Genomic DNA, 20,965 nt, shown 5'->3' with positions numbered 1-20,965 from the left:
GTGGTTGTTATTTTTTATTTTTAACTTTGATCACCCTGACTTTCCAGTCTTCGGGTCCCTTTTCCAGATATTCCCATCTGAATGGCTCTTTGCTTTCTGCTTCCATTTGGTAATAAAGGGGTTTTGGGTCATGATCATTGGTGAATTCAAAAGCTTCTCCGGGTCCAATATCTGCAAATGCCTTGTAAAACATTTCATGCCTTTCAGTTGGTGGAAATGGCCGTAAATCAAATTCATTGACCACGGAGAATCCATCATCCCCTAATCCACTATTATCCAGTTTGGTTATATGAATAACAAATTCATGTTCGTTTTTCTTTTTATAAATCCATTTGTGTTTGCCCTCAAATTTTCTGATAAAAATACCGTGTATATCTACCGGATCTTCTGAAGCGATTAATTCCATTGTTGTATTTGCTTCCATCATTCCATAACGGTGAAACACAATTTGATTCCATTTGGACTTTTCAGCAATATTAAGATCTAATAGCGTAGAGATGCCTTCAAATTCTACTTCTTTTGATTCTTCGAGCCGTTTTACCTTTACCTTCCATTCTCTACCGCCACGGTTAAGATAGTCCCAACCTACAACGTCGCCGTAGATGGAACGAAGCTCATAGAATAGGGGTAGGGGATCATGGTCATTAATAAAGACAAAGTCATCATTTAATGGCAGTTCTTTAAAAAGATTGATCAGTAATTTATGGCGTTCAATGGGTATCAGTACCCGTACATCTAGTTCTCCATTTATGTTTTTTTCTATACTCATTGTTTAAAATTTAATCTTAAAATGTTTATTATGGAATTCGGTCTAACCAATCAGGTATGCCGAACCCTCCTGGACAGAATTACAAAGATTTTGTATTTTTCTTTCCCTAAATATCTTCTCCATTAATTCCCTTGCAACCTTATATTCACTATGAATAGGGCATGGGTGCGCGGAGGAACACTGGCTCAAACCAAGGCCACATTCTTTAAACACCTCAATGCCTTCGACTGCCTCGACAATTTTTATAATGGGTTGTTGCTGTTGTGCTGGATTTAGATAAAACCCACCTGCAGGTCCTTTTAGACTATTAATTATTTTGTTTCGGGCTAATAGCTGCAATATTTTGCCGACAGTATGTTCACTGGCGTTGATTTCGCTGGAAATCTCCTTTATATTTGCTTTTTCACCGTTTTCGCTTTTTTTTGACAGATAAATAACCGCTTTGATGGCGGTTTTACAAGTAAGACTCAGCATATGTTTAATTTTATTGTACTACCCTTATTGACCTAAATATTCACGACCGGTCATAGAAATCATATTCATATTCCATGCTGGTTCAAAAATAAGGTTGATGATAATGTCCCAATCTGGGAATGATTGCTCAAGAGAATTGTGTGTATCTGATGTGATAGCTTCACCCATAGGGCAAAATTGGGTGGTTAACGTCATGATGCATTCTAGTTTTTTTGCATCTTCATCAAAATACATTTCATATAGAAGACCTAGATCCACGATGTTTAGGCCGATTTCCGGGTCTATTACATTATATAAATCTTGTAAGGCATAATCACATTTTTCGTTATTATTTGTCTTGATATTCATAATTATTTTGATTTATGGTTGGTTGTAATCATCATGTTGTAAACGTATAATATGGCTGAAACAAATAAGAATATTGCACCCGTCTGTAAAATTATTTGATTGAGTAGTATGATGCCAATGATAATGATGGCAAATCCCCTAGGTAACACAATTGCATGATTTTGTAGACTTTGTTATTGAAAATCTCTTTTGGAGCTGGCGTTCTGCCTTTGTGTGCTTTGCTGTGGTATACTTTGTTCCAGATAATAAAAGGCATCGTTTTGAAGGTCATGCCTAGAATTATTGCAGTGATCCAACCAAAAAATATAGTGAAACCATATAACATAACCATTCTATTGATATAGGCTTTTGGTATTGCGCCGATTGTTACTATAAGTATGATAAATGGTATAAGCATAAGCACGATAGAAATTAAAGATGTTGTTACTTGCTGATCTACATTTTTCCTTATTCTGATTTTATAGGCCTTGTAACAATGTCTGCCAAATAATAATATAGCAGCAACACCCATTACGTTTGGTATATAATATAAGTAAGTTGGGGCGCCTGAAAGATAAAAGCCTAAAAAGCTGATTAATGCAAAGTTCAATAGCGCAAAAATCAACCAAAGTATCTTGTTATTTGTGTATTTTGAGATTAAAAACATGGGTATCAATCTTGAGCCAAGGCCAATCACCATTAATAAGAACCATCCAATAATGCCGAGATGTGCATGGACAGCTAAATAATAAACTGAATTATTTGTCAGAAGTGGTGTTTGAAAATTAAATACCAGTAACAGCCCCAGAAACGTTGTTGTTAACAACCATATGGTAGCTGTGATAGCAAACCAGGCGTGGATGTTTTTCTGGTTATTTTTAAAAGCCGTGCTTATGACATTGAGAAGGTAACAAAGAACGCCTAAATTAATCATAGTTGCACCTATTTTAAGTGGTGCACCAACATTAAATACATAAAATCCATAAATTAAAAAAGGAATACCTATAGCCATCAATCCAAAGGTGAGGTAGGCTAATTTATCACTATTTAGCTTTCCCTCCACTAGAACGGGCAATAATTGATGGGAGGCACCAAAGATGAGCATGGTACCCCAGGCTAGTGCCATAGAATGGGTAAGGGCTAGTATATGGGGATTGAAATAATGTACAAATAGGTCTTTGGTGCTAAACAATAAAAGGGTAGTACCCAAGAGTAAGCCTAAGGATGCATAAATATAAAAGGGCAATACCACTCTATAATTTGTGGTTTTTTGTAATCCTCCGATAATAGGCGTCATTATAAGGTACTTATATATTTTTAAATATCAATAGGTAGACTTCCCCCTCCTGTACTTCCTTAATCCGGTAATCAAATTGTCGATCTTTTAACTCTGTTAAAAGGAAAACTGGGATTCTTTTGTGCTGGACATAGAGCGCTTTGTCTGTAGGCATGGTTTCCAGGTTTTCTAAAATTGTCATCATTGGCATCGGCATTTCCAGATGACGGACATCTATATTGACCATATTTCCCTCATATTTTTTTACAAGCGTATCCCAATCCTCTGATGTCGACAGATTTTCATCACCTACATTGGTTGGTGCTGTTTTTTCATCCTGCTTCGTTGTTTTATAAAAATAGGTTTTAATGGTGTCCTGGTCAATAAAATCAACATATGTCTGAAATCCTTGCTTTTCTAATAATTTTATTAAAGGAACAGGTTCAAAGTTATTAATGATGACCAGCACTTCACCCGGATTTAAGGATTTTACTTTTTGTTGGATGGATTTTAAGGGGTCGTTGCCTGTATCCAACATGGCACGTACATCAAAATTAATGAGTTTATCTTGTGGTATGTTATGTAAATATTCGGGTATGGACTTATTTTTTTGGTGGCCTTGATTTTTGGTGGCTAAAGTAGTCTGATCGACCTCAAAACCTAGTGGTACCAATGCCTTATAAAAATCCTCTGGGGTACATCCTCCAATTTTGGAGGCCATGGCGATGGTTGTCCTGCCTGCCATTAATTTTCTCATGACCGGGTTGCGGAGTTTTTTAAAGTCTGGACTGAGTGGCACAATGGCCTCCAATGCATCTGGATGGTGCTTTAAAAGTGCTGCTATTTTAGTCCGTTCATTGATCAGCATAATAATTATGAATTTTTTTGTGTTATTTACTTGATTCCAAGTTTTTACTTACACGTATATCCCACCACTGGGGCCCTTGCTGCAGATAATCCCAGCTAAATGTGTCTCCATGCAACGCTTGCAATTGATAGAAAACAGGTTTGGGATCATGATTATTATGGATAATAAAGCTTGCTCCTGGTTGTTGGGTTTCAAATACCTTGAATATTAATGCATGTTTTTGCTGAGGTTCCACCTTTGGTATATTCAGTATAATCTCCTCTTGCTTTTCTGTGGGGATTATCGGGACGGTTCTGGTAACTTTGATATCCCACCACTCAGGTCCTTGTTGTAAATATTCCCAGGAGAAAATGTTGCCCCTTAATTCCAGCAATTGATAATATACTGGCTTGGGATCGTGATTGTTATGAATAAGCAAATGTTCGCCTTCCATTAAGGTGTTAAATACATTGAATATCGTTTGATGCCTTAATCTGGGTTCAATCTCCTGAACATTAATGATGTTCTCATCAGTTGTTTGCATGTGTTGAAGTTTTTATTGAATTTTTAATAATGAGACAAAGGTAGGTGATTTCTTTAAAAAAGTATTAAAGTACTTGTATACGTTTAATGCAAGAAAGTGGCTAAAAAATTTATATTAATGCTAGGAGCAGAGGAGGAACAACCGATTAAAATAATGTTTATAAGTGGCTTAGAATGAAGTGTGTGCAGTAGCAGCATTTACTTTATTTATTTGAACCTTGATTTGGGGTGGAATGTATACTGTCACTGTATTAGCATACAGTAATGTGTCTGTGAATTGTACATAAATGCAACAGTGTTGCAATAAAATCCTTAGCTTTGCTGAAAATGATAAAAGATGGAATTGGATATATATGGTATTTTGTTGGTTTTCTTATTTGGGCTAAGGCATGGATTAGCTGCTGACCATATAGCGGTCATTGACGGTTTGGGGATGCATTTGAGTAGAAATGGTAAACATCGTATCGTACCCTGGCTAGGGACGCTATTTGCGCTGGGCCATGGCATGGTGATTATCCTTTTCATTACGCTTACTAATCAGGGGGTGGAAGCGCTGCTTTCTGGTCATTATGCATTCCATTGGCTGGAATGGTTTCCAGTAGGACTCCTTTTTATGATTGCTTTTTTGAACCTGAGAACACTTTTGTTAAATAAACCCCATGTTCACTGTTGTATTAAGCTTTATAAAGGCAGCAACAAAAAGGGCAATTCCTTAACTACTATACTAATCGGTGTTAGTATGATTATGATTTTTGACACCTTATCGGATGCGGCCGCCTGGGGGTACTCTGCGGCCAGCAAAGGCAGTATTTTTAGTGCATTGGTAATTGGGGCTATTTTTACTATTGGGATGATTATTACAGATACTATTGATAGTAGGTTACTGGCCAAAACGATTCAACGTTCTTTTATGAATGAAAAAGTATTAAGGCAAAGACGGCTGCTCAGTTGGGTAATTGTAATCTTCTCCTTAAGTATTGGCGTGCAAAAAATGCTAAGCATAATTAATCCTGCCTATGAACTTTCCGAAATGCTTAATTTATGGTTAGGCCTACTTTTGGTACTATCAGTGGCCATATCCTATATAAAAATATATAGAACGCTTCCTGTGGATATTTCACCTGCCAAATAATTTCGATAAAATCTTTATATGTTTAATTTTATAATTTGGAATCTTTCGCCAGAAATCTTTAAGATTCATGGTTTTGCATTAAGGTATTATTCTGTTCTTTTTGCATTTGGGTTTATTTGTGGCATTTGGATTTTGCAAAGAATTTATACCAAAGAAGGGGTTGACCAAAAAGGGTTAAATAAATTGGTTTTATATGTTGGCATAGGAACGCTGGCGGGCGCCAGGCTTGGGCACTGCCTATTTTACGAGTGGGGATATTATGAGCACCACATAGTGGAAATCTTTTTGCCACTGCAAATTAGACCGGGTGGTAATATTGTTTTTACGGGCTATCAAGGTCTGGCCAGCCATGGAGGTGCAATTGGAATACTGCTTGCGATACTGCTTTATTGTAGAAAGTATAAAGTTAACTTATTTTGGTTACTGGACCGGATGGCCATTGTCGTTGCCTTGGCTGGGTTTTTTATTCGTGTGGGCAATCTGTGTAATTCGGAAATTATAGGAACGCCTACAAACGTGCCATGGGCATTTATTTTTAAAAGAGTTGATGCATTGCCTAGACATCCCGCACAACTCTATGAGGCTTTTGCATATTTATTAATCTTTTTGGTATTAAGTTGGTTGTACAAAAAAATAGGGGGATTAAAAAAGCGTATCTTTTTTCTATATTCCTAATTACGGTCTTTGGTGTGCGCTTTATCATCGAATTCTGGAAGCAAAATCAGGAGCTTTTTGAGCATTCCATGCCGCTAAATATGGGGCAATTGCTTAGTATTCCATTCATATTATTGGGCGTATACCTGCAATGGAAAATAAGTAAAAATGCTGCATGGACTAATTGAGGATTGTATTTTGAAGTTGGTTACTAACCCTCTTTGCCGGTTAGTAACCGCTTTAATTAATGATCATTTTTGGAAACTAGGAGCGCTTAAGTAAAATGTGGCATTACCATTCGCTATTATAAATGAATCTTGTGGCTTTTAAGTTTTTGGGGCGCTTTGATGGATAACTTGAATACAGCATATTAAAAAAGCATAAAACCTGACGTCAGGCTTTATGCTTTCCGTTAAATAGTCGTTTAATTTCTATTAATTCACCGTTTGGATATGCAGGTGGAATAGGGTGGCAAAATCTGTGGCGCCATAGGGGGCATTTACGTCATTACTGGCTTTAGAGAAATCGGCATCATACCAAGGATAGTTATTTTCAAACTTGTTTTGGATGCCATGGCGCAAATCTACCACCAAATCAAATGTTTGACCTGCCTTTACAACGGAAAAATAACCGTTTAGGCCAATCATTAGGTTTTTGGTGCCGTCCTGGCTTTTATCTGCATATTGATAATCCAAACCGCCATGATCTTCCAATCCCTGTAAATTTACATATCCCAGGAGCGGATCGCCGTCATCATTTACTTGATCGATTGGTTTTACAGAGCCGGTGGCGACAGGGACAAAGAAGAATTGATGAATATTAGCACCTTCATCCTCATTGCCTTCTTCTGTATACTCATCGTTGCTTGACAGGCCATCCTCACCACGGAATTCAATCTGGAATCGGTAGTCATGATCAGATTTCATGGTCACAGTAGGGGTTTCAGCTTTGGTCGTGTCCCCATCTTTGATGGTAAAGTATTGGCCTGTTGCACCATCTACGTATAAAACCTGTGGGTCTCCATCTGCTGTAAAATCGGTATTGATGCCCGTGCCACTGGCATGCCCTGGAGTGATGGACAGTTGTGTGGAAGAGATGAACTCCTGAGGGGCGACTCTTTGGCCGTTTGTAGGCGGCGTTTTGGAACAAGCACTAAATAGTAGTAATCCTGATAAGATTGTTGTGGCTGACAATACACTTGTTGTTGTTGCTTTTGTTTTCATTTTTTTACTTTTAGTCATTAATGGATAAATTGCTTTAAAATCTAAATATTGCATGTAATTGGATATTGCGGCCTATGTCTTCCGTATAATAGCGGAACCTGTTCATATAATCTCTATAGGCGATATTAAATAGATTATCGACTGTAATATTCAAGGCTAAGGTGTGAGTGCCGCCATTGAATGAAAGGTTGGTTCCTGCTATTATTCCCCAAAGTCCATAGGGTGACGGTGGTGCTATAAAATCACTGTTAGGGGTATAACGTTTTTGCCTGGTAACATATAGATAATTTACCGAAAGGTAATTTTGGGTCATTTTTGCAAGCTGGGGCAGATTCCATTGTAAGCTATTGGTATATCGATCTGCGGGGATGAAAGGCAGATAAGTATCTTTTGTTAGATTATTTGCCCTGAGTAGCGATGCCTTAAGCTCATATTCAAATAATTTGCCGTTGTTGCCAAAACGATATTTGGCATTTAAGTCAATTCCCCTTAAAAGTGCATTGGTCTGTAAATAACGAAAAACCGGATAAGACCCCGTAACGGTTTGTTCAAATGAATCAGTTGGATTGAGATAGATATAATTACGGATATACTGAAAGTAAATATTGGTGTTTAAATCAAATCTGGAGCCAGATTTTGAAATAGTCGTTATCCATTTATACCCCTGTTCACTTTTTAGTGTGCTGTCGCCATACTCAATCGAACTAACGCTTTGGTGCAATCCAAAGCTATATAACTCCTCTGGATTCGGTGCGCGCCAGGCAAGCCCCAGATTGGATCTTACCTGCCAATATGTATTAGGGCGCCATAATGCACCAGTTATAAACGAGAAGCTTTTGAATTTACGATCACCGCCATAATCATGATATCCTCCGTGAAGCCTTAAGGTGTCATGGCGAAAAGGTACTTCTGCGTTAGGCACAATATTGCCGTCCTTATCATAATATAAATAGAGATATCGTTTGCCGGCAGCGTTGAATGCCTGATAATCAAAGCGCATGCCGGCTTCTAATTCTACTTTTTTGTTCAAGGAAAGTCGTTCAATACCAAATAGGCCCACGGAATTAGCACTATAATTTGGAATAACAGGATTGGCTAGTGTAATGGTGTCATTGTAATTACTTTGTGCCCTGAAGCTGATACCAGCGGTACTGTGCCATTTGCCCGCAAAAACTTTTTGCCAACTCCCCTCGAGGGTGTTTGTTGTTAAATGTAAATCCGTAATAGGAATAGTTGCTCTTGTTGATCGTCGTTTGTCATATTCACTGCGGAAATCCTTTTGCAGGTTATATTTTATCTCAAAACGACTGCCAGATACTGTATTGTAATAGAAATCGCCCTTCAATAGCTGATGTTTTACCTTTTGATAGGGGGCGCGATAGTCATAGCTAAATTCCCCTTTTTCAAAGGGGCCTGTGGCATGGATGCGGGCATATAAATCAGCCACGCTACCAATATCGGAACCGATAAATATGCCCAGACTTGTCTGGTACTGGCTGAAAAAAAACTGACCGCCGAAGTGTGCTCCTTGATATCCCAAGGCACCGGAAAAGTTTTTTTGCTCCATACCTGTATTTTCCAAAAAATAATCCTTCGCCCTAAAATTGCCCAACTTATTGTAAGAGCCTTGTAGTCGCCATGCTAATGCTGGCAATCTTCTGAAACTACTACTTAACATAGCAGAACCCGAACCGCCCCTTCCGTTGGAAACACCGTTAAGGGCAATTTCTCCATGTAATGCCGAATCATAAAAGGGAAGAGGAGGCGGGTCTAGTAATATGGCGCCCCCCAATGCTTCCGCCCCATATCTTACACCGTCTGCACCTTTAACCACGGTAATTTGTTGTGCAAGGGACGGGTCAATCTCTGGTGCGTGTTCAACACCCCATTGTTGGCCTTCCAGTTTTACCCCATTATTGATGACCAGAACGCGGTTGCCATATAATCCATCAATTACCGGTTTACCAATTGTATTACCGGTTTGGAGAATATTTAACCCAGGAATTGCCTCTAGGATTTTGGCAAGGTTTGCTCCCCTGGTTTTATCCAGATCGCTGGCGGTAAGTGTCGTGGCAGGTGCAAGTGCATTCACGCCACTTTTCATACTATAGCCCCTAATCGTTACTTGCTGCAGTTGGCTGTCAGCGGCGGATAAATAAAGCGTATCTTTTTCCATGGACTGCTTTGGAAAAAAATGAATATTCAGTGGATCATATCCTGTATGCGTAATTAAAGCGTGAAAGCTCCTAAAAGTGGACTGAGTATAAGTGACTATTCCCTTATCGTCTGCTAACAGCTCAAATGCACCTATTTTAATGGTAGTACCGGGGAGGACTTGCCCATTTTGTTGATCTTTAATAAGTAATGAAAGTACATAATGACTTTTTTGCCCGTAAACGAATAACACACTAGAGAGAATGATCGTGCACAGCAGGGTAAAGCCTTTAATTTTTGCCATATAAATTGAATACTTAAATAAATGCAATGTTGTTGCATTTGGCAAATGTAGGGTAATAAATGCAACATTGTTTCAAAAATATTTCTTAAAATTGTTGCCTTTATTTCCAGGACATCCAATTGGTCTTTTCTATAAAATATTGTTTTATTGTGCGTTCCTAAATGCGCCCAATTTTGGTAGATAAACTATAGCGCAATTTATCCAATCAATGACCGAAAAGGGATTTAGGTTAAAAGGTTTGATTAAGCTGGCGACGATTTAAGTTTCTGAAGCTAAGTGGGGTTTTTCCTGTTTTGTTTTTAAAAAAAATGGAAAAATAATTTGTTGATTCAAATGCAAGCGTGAATGCGATTTCTTTAATAGGCATAGAGGTGGCTATCAGCATATTTTTGGCTTTTTCCACCTTGATGTTCATCTGGTACTGAGCCGGTGTAATACCGGTATATTGCTTGAATAATTTTCTAAACCACGAGTAGCTCATATTTAGTGCAGCGGCAATTGATTCCAGTCGGTTATCTCCAAAAGGATATTCCTGCATTAGCAAGCGCGCCTTATTAATTTTATGGATGATTTCCTTGTCCTTAACAGCATCATTTTTACGGTGTAATGAATAAGTCCTAACAAATGCATCGTAATTCCAGAGAGTAATGGTTGGAAACTCGTCTGTTCACGGCTCGCAATGTCAAGTGCTTGCTGAAATAAATTGACCATTTGCTCATTGTGACCAATATTTTGGATAGGAGCCCTTTTTTGAAGAAACTGTTTGTCCAATAAATTTCCAGCTATTAATCCTTTGAAGCCTATCCAATAGGCGTCCCAGCCTTCTTTGGCAGAAGGACGATAGGTATGCCATTCATCTGGAAAAAGAAAAATAATTGAACCTTCTTCAATGGCAGTGGCGTCTGATTGGGCAGATTTAAATGATCCTTTGCCTTTAGTCACATATATAAGTTGAAATTCCTGTAGGATTCTTCCATAATCAGGGTAGAAGTAATAGGGGGAAGGGTGCTCCTTTGTTGGATAGTCCTGGCTTGGTTTTATCGATTGGAAACCAACGGTGGTAGTTGTCAGACCCCATTTGAGATCATTATCATTGATAGTAAGGTATTTGACGCCATTGAAATATTTGTTGTGCATAGGAAATCCTTTAATTCGAGATAGATTAAAGGTATAGCATTTAAAATCATGCAACTTCAGAAAAGATCAAATTTTATACAAATTCAATCAAAAATCAGATTTTATTGTCGCAGTAAACCGCTAATATCGTATATAAGTTAACGTGTTTTCGTGCCGGATTCGGTAGAATCTTGTCAGGTGGTGTGTTGGTAATGGGTTGTAATATAGGTAATTGAATTATCCAAGGTATTAATTTTATAAGGTCAAACGTTATGCAAAGCAAATTAAAATTAGGGTTATTCGCCATTGGTCTAAAGACTTATTGGAACCAGTTTGATGGATTAAAGTCCAGGCTTGAAGGTTATCTAGGTGTGGTTGAAGGAAAAATTAAAGCATTGCACCCTCAGGTTATTAATGCAGGACTGATTGATACGGTAGACAAATCTTTTGAGGCGGGGAGTCTTTTTAGAAGAAATGAGGTGGATCTTGTGTTTTTATACATTTCAACATACGCGCTTTCCTCTACAGTACTTCCTGCTGTTCAGGCAGCCCAAGCCCCGGTTATTCTATTAAACCTTTCCCCTGAAAAGGCAATAGATTATGATACCTTTAATGCGATGCAGGACAGAACCCGGATGACGGGTGAATGGCTAGCATATAGTTCTGCCTGCCCTGTGCCTGAGCTAATTAATGTGTTTAAACGTATTGGCATCAGATATCATCAGGTTACCGGCCTGTTAGAAGACGATCCTTTGGTGTGGCAGGAAGTATCAGAATGGATTGATGCGGCGAAAGTTAAAAACGTTATGTTCTATAACAGGCTTGGTTGCATTGGTAATTATTATAATGGAATGCTGGACATTTATACAGACTTGACAAGGCAGTATAAGTATTTTGGAGGTCATATAGAATTAATTGAACCGGATGAACTAACCTCTATCAGGAATTCTGTAACACAAACTGAAATCAATCGACAGGAGTTGTTATTTGAAACGCATTTTGATATTGAACTAGATTGTTTGAAGTCTGAGCTTACTCGGGCTGCCAAAACCTCTGCTGCGCTTGAAAAGCTGGTCAGGAAATATAAATTGGGAGCTATTGCATATTATTGCAAAGGCTCAGATTCAAATAATGAAGATACTTTTGCATCTGTAATCTTAGGAAACTCACTACTGACCGCTAATAATATCCCGGTGGCGGGCGAATATGATATAAAAAATGCGCAGGCAATGAAAATTCTTGATAGCTTTGGTATTGGAGGATCATTTACTGAGTATTATGCTATGGATTACCAGGATGATGTAATACTTATGGGGCATGACGGACCTGGACATATTCTGATTGCTGATGGAAAACCTAAAGTAAAGCCTTTACAGGTGTATCATGGCAAAGTAGGAAAGGGGCTTTCTGTTGAAATGGTGGTAAAACACGGCCCCGTGACCATGTTATCAGTGATAGAACAGGCAGATGGAACACTTGCGCTACTTGTAGCAGAGGGAACATCAGTTGCTGGTAAAATTTTGAAAATAGGGAATACCAATAGTCGTTATAAGTTTTCTATCGGTGCAAAGCGTTTTTTAGAGTCATGGAACAGTCATGGCCCTGCGCATCATTGTGCTGTAGGTATCGGGCATATTTCTGATAAACTTAAGAAACTGGGAGCACTATTAGATATGGAGGTGATAATAGTTTGTCGATCCTTTATTGAATAATTTTTATTTTACTTTAAGGACCAAAAAAATAATCATTTATGAAAAAAACGCTTTTTATTTTCCTCTCCTCCCTTTGTATTAATGCAGCCTTGTCTCAGTTTGTTAATTTTAATAAAGAGGGGCAGCCAATTGTTCGTCTTAGCACAACTGGAGATGCCATTGATGCGCATGATGGAGAAATTACTTACTTTAATGGTACCTATTATTTATATGGGACAAGTTATGACTGTGGTTTTGAATGGGGGAATAAGGATGCGCCGTTTTGCGGGTTTAAAGTCTACGCATCAAAAGATTTAAAAACTTGGGATTACAAGGGTTACCTGTTTGATGCCCAAACCAAGCAGTGGCAGTGCCGGTGTAACGGTAAGACTTATGGTTGCTTTCGGCCTCATGTTATCTTTAATAAAAAAACGAAACGTTATGTATTGTGGGTAAATGTCTACGATAATCGTGTGGGGTATCGTGTATTTACAGCTTCCAAGCCTACAGGTCCTTTTAAGGAGGTAAAGGAACCTCATTTGGCTGTAAATAGCGATATGCCCACGGCAGGATTAAATAATGGGGATCATGACCTTTTTGTAGATGATGACGGCACAGCTTATTTAGCCTATACCGATTGGCGTAAAAAGGGTGCTATTGTTATAGAAAAACTGAGTGATGATTATTTAACAGGAACTGGGCAATATGTGGATTCTGTCACAAATGGAGCAACTGAGGCACCTGCAATGTTCAAGCGTGAAGGTAGATACTATATTCTTTATTCTGATCCAAACTGTGGCTATTGCGGCGGTACAGGAACATCATATAAAACGGCATCTTCACCTTTGGGCCCTTGGTCGCAGCCAGTTAAGATTACCAATAACTCTTGTGGAGGTCAGCCTTCCTTTGTCTCTGTTATAAAGTATAATGCTAAAACGATATATGTGTATGGTAGTGACCTTTGGAATAATGGGGCAAAAAATGAAGCATTGGCCAACTATTTTTGGACACCTCTTGAATTTAATGCTAATGGCAAGATTCAAGCGATTGATTGCTCAAATAAAGTAATGAAGGGGGGAGTGATTAAACTTGCAGATAATGTCATTGACAGTGTTCAGTTCACCGCAAAAGGGGATATTACAGGTAATACCCGGTATTTGCAAGTATGGCAGTCGCCCATGTCTGGAAATCTAAAAGAAGTATCGATGACGATATTCAGAAGTGGTTATCCGGATGGTGAATTAGTTTTTGAAGTTTTTAAGATAAACGCTAAAGATTACCCGATTGGGCTACCGCTATTTTCCAAAAAAGTCGCCTCAAGTAGTATCGGATGGTCACCCAATCAGTTAAAGATTTATCCTGGCCTCGATGTTAAGAAAAATGAACGACTTGCTTTTATACTAAGGTCCGAATCTACACCTTTATCAGGTCGCTATGGCGGCGTCTTTGGCCAATCACCTAATTATGGTAATAACAGGGCGTATATTAGCAAGGACCGTGGGAGCACTTATGTTTTAGATTCTGGAAGGATTTTAAAATATACAGTGGATCTTGAAAACTGAAGGGTAAAAGCGATAATAGCCCGTTTTATGAATAACACTGAATTACGTGTAGTAGGCGAACGGTAAATAGTGAAATCTCGTAAAATGCATTCCACGAGATTATTTTAATGTTTTTTAGATTCTGGTAATCAATTACGTACGAAATGGTTACTTATTTTTACTTTTTCATAACTTTGTACAAATGCATGTCGATGGTGAAAGAGAAAAATTTAAAATTGTCATTTGAAGAAAATTCACTCAGAGGGCGAGAAATCCTTAAAAGGCAACCGCCGACCACTTATGAAGAGGCATTGAAACAAATTGAGCGGTTAAAAAAGAATTCGAAGGTTGGGAATTCAGCCAAGAAAAACAGATAGGGAGCCTAATCGAATCATGTAAGCTGAATGGTCATTTTAAAGAATATTAAACCCAGCTCAAGACTAGCGGCCCTTTGCTTTTTGAACCTTTGAAATGCCACATGCCTAAAGAAGAGGGGGAAACCGGGAGGTGCAGATAGTAAAACCTATGTTGAGTAACTGGTTAAACACCATCTAAGCGACTGATCTTAAATTTGTTTTTAGTGTTACGACGTCGCTTAGGGCGATTCAAAACATTAATTGTACTTTTATGCCCAATTTTTAAGGTACTAAAGCTTCAATTATAGGCGGCGATGAGCAAATTTTTTGGAAAAACATGGTGGGGGGAATCTTGGTTAAACGCGTTAAGTCAGATCGATTATAGTAACCGACTGCCCAGGGGCAGTAGATATGCCAGAAATGGCTCTGTGAAATCAATTACTATTGCCGGTGGCGCTATCCAGGCTGAGGTCCAGGGGAGTAGTTATAAGCCTTACAAGATCTCCATCACACTGCCGCCTTTTGCCCCTTCCAAATTGGAGCGCTTCCTGCAGTCATTAAAAGAACACCCCTCATTGGTTTCCAAATTATTAAACCGGCAACTGGACCCTCAAATCCTGGAACTCGCCAAGGATGAAGGTTTGCAGATCTTTCCTGAGTCCTGGAAAGATCTGTCAATGCATTGTAGTTGTCCAGATTCTGCAGTCCCTTGTAAGCACCTGGCTGCGGTAATTTATAAGATTAGTGAACAAATTGATCTTGATCCCTTCGTTGTATTTGAACTTCGACAGGTGAAGTTGTTGGAAGCTTTCCAAGGTGAAGGAACAGGGACGGTAATGGAAAATCAGCGTGTTCCAATGCTGGATGAATTGCTGCTACTTCAAAACAGCAATAAAAGCAGCAATAAAAGTGGTAATAAAGTTCAGGGGAAAAACAAGCAGGTCCCTTCTGTTACACTTAAATTAGCATATGGTGACCTCAAAGATATCGAAGCACCACTTGTTGCTCTATTAAAACCAGCCCCAGTATTCTATAGTGGCACCAAAGATTTTTTGCCCAAATACAGCCAGGCACTCCACAGAGTTATATTGCAGGCAAATAAAATCATTGACCAAGACCGGCAATCAAGGCAGGAAGGGAAGGAACTGCAGCCGTTTAGCCGTCATAGTCATGTGCTGGTCTTAATAGATGAGGCTTTTTGTGGTGAATTTCTGCTGGATGATTTACCTGTCTCATTTGAGCAGACAGCTGAAACTATTTTAAGTATACCAGCTGTTCATCTACCTGATTATCAGCAATCTATTGCGGTGCTATTTCATGGGCTGCAGTTCGCTTTGCATTTATTGGCTAAGGGTGCCATAATTCCGCAGGTATTTCTGACAAAAAAGGGAGATACCAAGATCAGGTGGCTACCTGCATTAATCAGTAGTGAGGTGCGGCTTTTGATGGATCGTTTTGCACAGTTTTACCCAGCAGGCTACTTGCAATTTGTGGATAAAAAGAAATCGGCAACTATTGCAACCTTCAATGATGAAGCCGTGCAATTTCTTTCCCTTTTAATTAGTCATTGGATTGAAGAGGTGAGTCAGAGGCAGGAACCAGATAGCTTTTTACGCCTGTTTTTTCAGGGAGCGTCTATGGCTTTTAATCAGATAAGTGAGGAGGGAATCAGTGGAGCTATACAAACGTGGTTGCAACGTTATCATCTGGGGGCCGCAAAATATAAACCTAGGATTCTGGTTAAAGAAACCAATAAAGATGCTTTTAACCTAGACATTGAGGTGGGGATTGATAGCTCGTCCTCCAAACGCTTTGTGACTTTGGCTGCGATACTGCAACAAGCTAAATATGACAAAACTAGACTTGAAATATTGCAAGCGGTTTTGCAATTGGAGGAGGCGCTGCCTAATTTAGGGCAATATATTTATAATAAGGCAAAATCTCCAATAGTTTTGCATCAAGACGCTTTTGCAACATTTCTATTTAATATGGTGCCAGTCATTCAACTCATGGATATAGATGTCCTGCTTCCTAAATCCTTGCAAAACATCCTGAGGCCAAAAGCCTCCATGAAGATTTCTGCCACGAAAGGAAATGGCATGCTCAAATTGCATGAAATGCTCGCATTTGATTGGCAAGTGGCTATCGGAGATCAAGTGATAAGTGAAGCGGAATTTAGAAAGCTTTTGACCCAATCGGACCGCCTGATTAAATACAAGTCACAATACCTATATGTCAGCAAGGAGGATCTACAAAAATTGCATCAGCATTTTAGTGATAGAAAGGTAATCCAACCAATGGATGTGCTAAGAGCAGCCTTAAGTGAAGATTATGAAGGTGCCGATATTGCCATCTCTTTGGATGCAGCCAAGATAATTGAAAAATTGACCAAAGTAGCAACCATAAGTCCGCCTAAGGGCTTAAGGCAACACTTCGCCCTTATCAGTTAAGAGGGTATAACTGGATGTATCATAATGCCAAGATTGGCTTTGGTTCTGTCATTGCTGATGATATGGGACTCGGGAAGACTTTGCAAGTCATTACTACTTTACTGAAGTTTAAACAAGAAGGAAGCCTTGATAAGGAAAAGGCATTGATTGTAGCGCCAACAGGTCTGCTGACCAACTGGTCTGCAGAAATTGAGCGGTTTGCGCCCAGTTTGAAAGTGCAGGTTTTTCATGGCAACCAACGCAAAATTGCAAAGGATTTTGATATTTTATTGACCTCTTATGGTATTGCCAGATCAGATAGTGCCAAACTAAAGAAACTCCCCTGGCATTCTCTCATTATAGATGAAGCACAGAATATTAAAAACCAGTATACGCGGCAATCTAAAGCCATTAAAAGTATTGAGGCCAAAAATTTTATTGCCATGAGTGGCACACCGGTGGAAAACAGACTCAGCGAACTCTGGTCAATCATGGACTATAGTAACAGAAACTTGTTAGGGGATTTAAATGCTTTTCAGGAGAACTATGGTAAGCCCATTGAGTCCTTAAATGATGAAGATGTTGCGGCTAAACTCAAAAAAGTGATTGCGCCTTTTATGATGCGCCGGCTTAAAACCGACAAGAAAATCATCAGTGATCTCCCCGATAAGGTAGAGATCAATAGTTATGCGAATTTGACTGAGTCTCAGGCCAGTCTCTATGAATCAACGCTAAAAGAGGCAATGAAGTCGATAGAAGCCATGGATCCCAAAGACAAAAAATCATTATTTGCAAGAAAAGGCCTGGTCTTGCAGCTCATCCTGGCATTAAAACAAATTTGCAATCATCCGACGCAGTTTTTAAAAAATAAAATCTTGAACAGTCAGCTTAGCGGCAAAATGGATTTACTGTTTGAGAAATTAGATACAATAGCAGAAACCGGAGAAAAAGTGCTCATTTTCACGCAGTTCAAGGAAATGGGGCTTTTATTGCAATATTTTATTGAAGAGCGTTATAAAGAAAAGCCATTATTCTACCATGGAGGTTGCTCAATTAAACAACGCAAAGAAATGACGGATGCCTTTCAGCAAAATCCAGCGGATAAGGTTTTTATTTTGTCTCTTAAGGCAGCTGGTACAGGATTGAACCTCACTGCGGCGAACCACGTTATTCATTTTGACTTATGGTGGAATCCGGCCGTGGAGGCCCAGGCAACAGATAGAGCTTTCCGTATTGGACAGCAGAGGAATGTATTTGTACATCGGTTTATAACTAAAAATACATTTGAGGAAAAAATTGATGCGATGATACAATCCAAAAAGAAGCTGGCAGATCTGACCGTCAGTTCAGGAGAAAGTTGGATAGGCAATCTCAGCAATAAAGAACTTAAAGAGATTTTTCGGCTGGATTAATACGTGATATCTCTAAGACTTATGGAAATGTCCTTTTCCTCCTTAATAATGCGAGTAAGTTCTTGAATGCGTTTGTGGTCGCGTAAATAAATAAGGATCAGGTTGTTAGCTTGTCAATGAATCAAATAGTTTTCTAGTGTTGACAGTTCCAAAATCACGAGCAAGTTGTTTTAGCTGATGGGAATTCATCTCGCCAGAACGTTTTGCTATATTTTCTGTTAACAAGGTCTGATCTTCTGCCAAAGATTTTAAATTATTGACCAGATCAACCAACAATAACTATTTGGTCACCTTACTCGGAACATAAGGCTTCCTAATAAACCGGAAAGTGCGATTGCCTAATTTAAAATCACCTTGTCGGCTGTGATTATAAACCCTGCGTTCCTTATAAAGTTGAGTGGTTCCTACTCCCAGGGCGTTGTAATCGTTGAATGACACGATGACAAAACGGTGATCTTTTAAAAAAGCTTTTACCAGCTTCTGTTCATCTGCTGGAACTTTTCCAAATACGCTTTGTGAAGGGACATAATATATACCTCTAAATAGCTTTTCTATCGTTCCTTCTTTCACCAATTCCTGCATATGGCGGTCAATAGAAGTGGACCACTTCCTGAGGTCAGCTCTGTGATAAACCTCTCCAGGTTTTAGGTGTTCTTTTACTTTATCCAGACTTTTCATATGCACAAATATTCAAATTTTAAATTAATTGCGCAGGTGTTTTAATGTAAATTTTATTCATCGAGCGTAAGGATGGCTATTGGTAATGTGTGCGCCAACTACTGGAAATATTAATTTTGGCTAGTTGCAGCATTTTATTTGCCATTTAGTGCCCAGGGTTTGTTACAGGTTGTAGGCGTTGTTGACCGATATTAAAAATTCCCACGCCCATTGCCAATGAATGGATAAAAACAGATGAAGCGCCTCTTACGGCTAGGGCCTCGAAAACAATTGGGAAAAAAATTAAGTCAGCCATTCCTGATGGCGGCGTTTTGGAAAAACAAATGGAAGTAATGAAGCGGTTATTTTATATTTGATCCGAGGTTAGGAAGAATTAAATATAATATGGAATGGATATCAAATATAATTAGAAAGAATTTATTCCCAAATATTGTCACTTAAATTCTCGAATTTCGATACATAAGTTAACAAATGCGTCTGAAAGCTTGTCTGTTTATTTAATTAAACTTACATTTGCTGTTATTTAAAAAACCGTATTATTGCCGTGAAAATTGCCTTTAAGAAAAAAACTTGAAAAACTAGCTAATGATTACAAGAAGTGCCAAAAGGAGTTGGGATAAATCGGGCTAAGCTCTATAATAGACGCCTCGGCGATCTTCAGAGAGCCTACACCCTGGAGGGTGTTCGTTACTTACCTGGTCATTATCATGAATTTGTAGGTAATTATAAAGGAAAGTGGGGCTGTGATCTCGACCAACCATACCGGCTGGTGTTTGAGCCCCATGAGAGCCCTGTTCCAACCCATGAGAATGGGCAATCTATTTGGATGGAGATAATGGGCATTGAAATTATTGAGGTGACCAATTACCATGGCAAATAAAAGAGAAGTCAATCATAACAGACTATGGCAAATATAATAAATAAGTATAATCCGCAGACCTTTTTTCATCCAGGTGAAACCCTTGCCGAAAAGTTACAAGAAATGTGTATGGGGCCTAAGGAATTTGCTGTTCGGACAGGCAAGCCTGAAAAAACAGTATTTGCTATATTAAAGGGCAAAAGTAGCATCACTGCTGACATGGCGGTGCAATTTGAAAATGTGCTTAAAATTCCTGCTCATTTTTGGCTTAACATGCAGCGTAATTATGATGAATTTGTTGCTCGTAAGGAACGCTTAGAACTTTTAAATCAATCTACACAATGGGCGAGAAATTTTCCGATTGCTGACATGCAAAAAAAGGGTTGGCTACCTGTTAGAACAACTATTGAAGAGAAAACTGCTGAGTTGTTAGCATTCTTCAGCCTTAGCAGCCATACTGGTTGGGAAGATTATTATTGCAAGCAACAGCTGAAAGTGGCCTTTCGTATTTCACTATCGCATACCAAGGAGTGTCATGCAGTGTCTGCATGGTTGCGTAAAGGGGATTTACAGGCGGCAGAACTTAATGCCCAACCTTACATTGAAAAGAAATTTAAGGACAGTCTGCCTGTAATAAAAAAAATTATGGCCAAGCATCCGAAGGATTTATTTAAACAGTTGCAAACGATATGCTTTGATGCTGGTGTAAAGGTGGTTCACACTTCTTGTATAAAAAAAGCTCCAATAAATGGAAGTACTCGTTGGTTGAATGATACGCCATTAATTCAGTTAACAGGACGCTATAACCGCTATGATATTTTCTGGGTTACCTTTTTTCATGAAGCTGGACATATTTTATTGCATGGCAAGAAGGAGATTTTCATGGAAGATGTAGACTATTCAGATAAAGATTTACAAAAGGAAAAGGAAGCCGATGAATTTGCTATAAAGTGGACACTGTCTAAAGACGAGGAAAAGGAAATTTTACAACGAAAGGTTATTAAGGTGGGGGAGGTGGTTGAGTTTTCCAAAAAGTTTAATACGCACCCTGCTATTATTATAGGCCGCCTGCAACATGAAAAAGTAATTCCTTTTACTTTTGGCAAGCAGTTTATTGAACCAGTAGAATTCGAATAAAGGCCACCAATCACCGAAAATGTTATCGAGTCATTCTAAATAA

General features: G+C 38.8%; 20 protein-coding genes. 9 read left to right on the top strand and 11 right to left on the bottom strand.

The window, feature by feature from the left end; genetic code table 11:
* Positions 1-7: 7 nt before the first annotated feature.
* The 6 genes from FSB73_RS02245 to FSB73_RS23770 form a co-directional block, all read right to left on the bottom strand.
* Entirely contained in the window at positions 8-769 is a 762-nt protein-coding gene (locus FSB73_RS02245; protein ID WP_146779946.1) for a DUF2249 domain-containing protein, read from the bottom strand.
* A 42-nt stretch (positions 770-811) separates the two neighbouring features.
* Positions 812-1,243, bottom strand: coding sequence for an RrF2 family transcriptional regulator (locus FSB73_RS02240; RefSeq protein ID WP_146779945.1), 432 nt, complete (start codon positions 1,241-1,243; stop codon positions 812-814).
* A 24-nt stretch (positions 1,244-1,267) separates the two neighbouring features.
* On the bottom strand, positions 1,268-1,591 hold the full coding sequence (locus FSB73_RS02235) for a metal-sulfur cluster assembly factor (RefSeq protein ID WP_146779944.1): 324 nt from the start codon (positions 1,589-1,591) through the stop codon (positions 1,268-1,270).
* A gap of 91 nt (positions 1,592-1,682) precedes the next feature.
* Entirely contained in the window at positions 1,683-2,696 is a 1,014-nt protein-coding gene (locus FSB73_RS02230) for a cytochrome C oxidase subunit I (protein ID WP_225974393.1), read from the bottom strand.
* A 181-nt stretch (positions 2,697-2,877) separates the two neighbouring features.
* Positions 2,878-3,714: a DUF2249 domain-containing protein gene (locus tag FSB73_RS02225; protein ID WP_146779943.1), complete on the bottom strand. Its 837-nt coding sequence runs from the start codon at positions 3,712-3,714 to the stop codon at positions 2,878-2,880.
* A 22-nt stretch (positions 3,715-3,736) separates the two neighbouring features.
* Positions 3,737-4,237: a DUF2249 domain-containing protein gene (locus FSB73_RS23770; protein ID WP_225974392.1), complete on the bottom strand. Its 501-nt coding sequence runs from the start codon at positions 4,235-4,237 to the stop codon at positions 3,737-3,739.
* A 336-nt stretch (positions 4,238-4,573) separates the two neighbouring features.
* On the opposite strand from FSB73_RS23770, the gene FSB73_RS02210 reads away from it, so the two are divergent.
* From FSB73_RS02210 to FSB73_RS27365, 3 genes are read left to right on the top strand one after another with little or no spacing between them, the layout of a single operon-like run.
* Positions 4,574-5,368, top strand: coding sequence for a HoxN/HupN/NixA family nickel/cobalt transporter (locus FSB73_RS02210; protein WP_146779942.1), 795 nt, complete (start codon positions 4,574-4,576; stop codon positions 5,366-5,368).
* 18 nt (positions 5,369-5,386) lie between these two features.
* Positions 5,387-6,043, top strand: a complete 657-nt coding sequence (locus FSB73_RS02205) for a prolipoprotein diacylglyceryl transferase (RefSeq protein ID WP_262712460.1) — start codon at positions 5,387-5,389, stop codon at positions 6,041-6,043.
* Entirely contained in the window at positions 5,986-6,210 is a 225-nt protein-coding gene (locus tag FSB73_RS27365; RefSeq protein WP_394344819.1) for a prolipoprotein diacylglyceryl transferase family protein, read from the top strand. Before FSB73_RS02205 ends, FSB73_RS27365 begins: the two co-directional genes overlap by 58 nt.
* A gap of 246 nt (positions 6,211-6,456) precedes the next feature.
* On the opposite strand, the gene FSB73_RS02200 is transcribed toward FSB73_RS27365, so the two are convergent.
* The 4 genes from FSB73_RS02200 to FSB73_RS02185 form a co-directional block, all read right to left on the bottom strand.
* Positions 6,457-7,245 carry a hypothetical protein gene (locus tag FSB73_RS02200; protein WP_146779941.1) on the bottom strand — a complete coding sequence of 263 codons (789 nt, stop codon included), beginning with the start codon at positions 7,243-7,245 and terminating at the stop codon, positions 6,457-6,459.
* Positions 7,246-7,279: 34 nt separating this feature from the next.
* Positions 7,280-9,703, bottom strand: a complete 2,424-nt coding sequence (locus FSB73_RS02195; protein WP_146779940.1) for a TonB-dependent receptor — start codon at positions 9,701-9,703, stop codon at positions 7,280-7,282.
* A 229-nt stretch (positions 9,704-9,932) separates the two neighbouring features.
* Positions 9,933-10,241: a helix-turn-helix domain-containing protein gene (locus tag FSB73_RS02190; protein ID WP_146779939.1), complete on the bottom strand. Its 309-nt coding sequence runs from the start codon at positions 10,239-10,241 to the stop codon at positions 9,933-9,935.
* Entirely contained in the window at positions 10,241-10,840 is a 600-nt protein-coding gene (locus FSB73_RS02185) for an AraC family ligand binding domain-containing protein (protein ID WP_146779938.1), read from the bottom strand. Before FSB73_RS02185 ends, FSB73_RS02190 begins: the two co-directional genes overlap by 1 nt.
* A 251-nt stretch (positions 10,841-11,091) precedes the next feature.
* Between FSB73_RS02185 and FSB73_RS02180 the strand changes: the two genes are divergently transcribed.
* The 4 genes from FSB73_RS02180 to FSB73_RS02165 all read left to right on the top strand — a co-directional run bounded on the left by FSB73_RS02180 (position 11,092) and on the right by FSB73_RS02165 (position 18,248).
* Entirely contained in the window at positions 11,092-12,531 is a 1,440-nt protein-coding gene (locus FSB73_RS02180; protein WP_146779937.1) for an arabinose isomerase, read from the top strand.
* A 38-nt stretch (positions 12,532-12,569) separates the two neighbouring features.
* Positions 12,570-14,072, top strand: coding sequence for a family 43 glycosylhydrolase (locus tag FSB73_RS02175; RefSeq protein WP_146779936.1), 1,503 nt, complete (start codon positions 12,570-12,572; stop codon positions 14,070-14,072).
* A gap of 649 nt (positions 14,073-14,721) precedes the next feature.
* Entirely contained in the window at positions 14,722-16,857 is a 2,136-nt protein-coding gene (locus FSB73_RS02170) for an SNF2 helicase-associated domain-containing protein (RefSeq protein WP_146779935.1), read from the top strand.
* 14 nt (positions 16,858-16,871) lie between these two features.
* The gene (locus FSB73_RS02165; protein WP_146779934.1) at positions 16,872-18,248 is read left to right on the top strand and encodes a DEAD/DEAH box helicase; all 1,377 of its coding nucleotides are present in this window, start codon (positions 16,872-16,874) and stop codon (positions 18,246-18,248) included.
* Between the two features lie 279 nt (positions 18,249-18,527).
* On the opposite strand, the gene FSB73_RS02160 is transcribed toward FSB73_RS02165, so the two are convergent.
* Positions 18,528-18,932 carry a hypothetical protein gene (locus tag FSB73_RS02160; protein WP_225974391.1) on the bottom strand — a complete coding sequence of 135 codons (405 nt, stop codon included), beginning with the start codon at positions 18,930-18,932 and terminating at the stop codon, positions 18,528-18,530.
* Between the two features lie 592 nt (positions 18,933-19,524).
* Between FSB73_RS02160 and FSB73_RS02155 the strand changes: the two genes are divergently transcribed.
* Positions 19,525-19,806, top strand: a complete 282-nt coding sequence (locus FSB73_RS02155; protein WP_225974390.1) for a hypothetical protein — start codon at positions 19,525-19,527, stop codon at positions 19,804-19,806.
* Between the two features lie 24 nt (positions 19,807-19,830).
* Positions 19,831-20,922 (top strand): HigA family addiction module antitoxin, encoded by a 1,092-nt coding sequence (locus FSB73_RS02150; protein WP_146779933.1) that lies wholly within the window; start codon positions 19,831-19,833, stop codon positions 20,920-20,922.
* Positions 20,923-20,965 lie beyond the last annotated feature (43 nt).

Source organism: Arachidicoccus ginsenosidivorans, assembly GCF_007971385.1.
Classification (GTDB): Bacteria; Bacteroidota; Bacteroidia; order Chitinophagales; family Chitinophagaceae; genus Arachidicoccus; species Arachidicoccus ginsenosidivorans.
The sequence above is the reverse complement of the archived record's forward strand: the minus strand, read 5'-3'. Positions and strand labels throughout refer to the sequence as shown.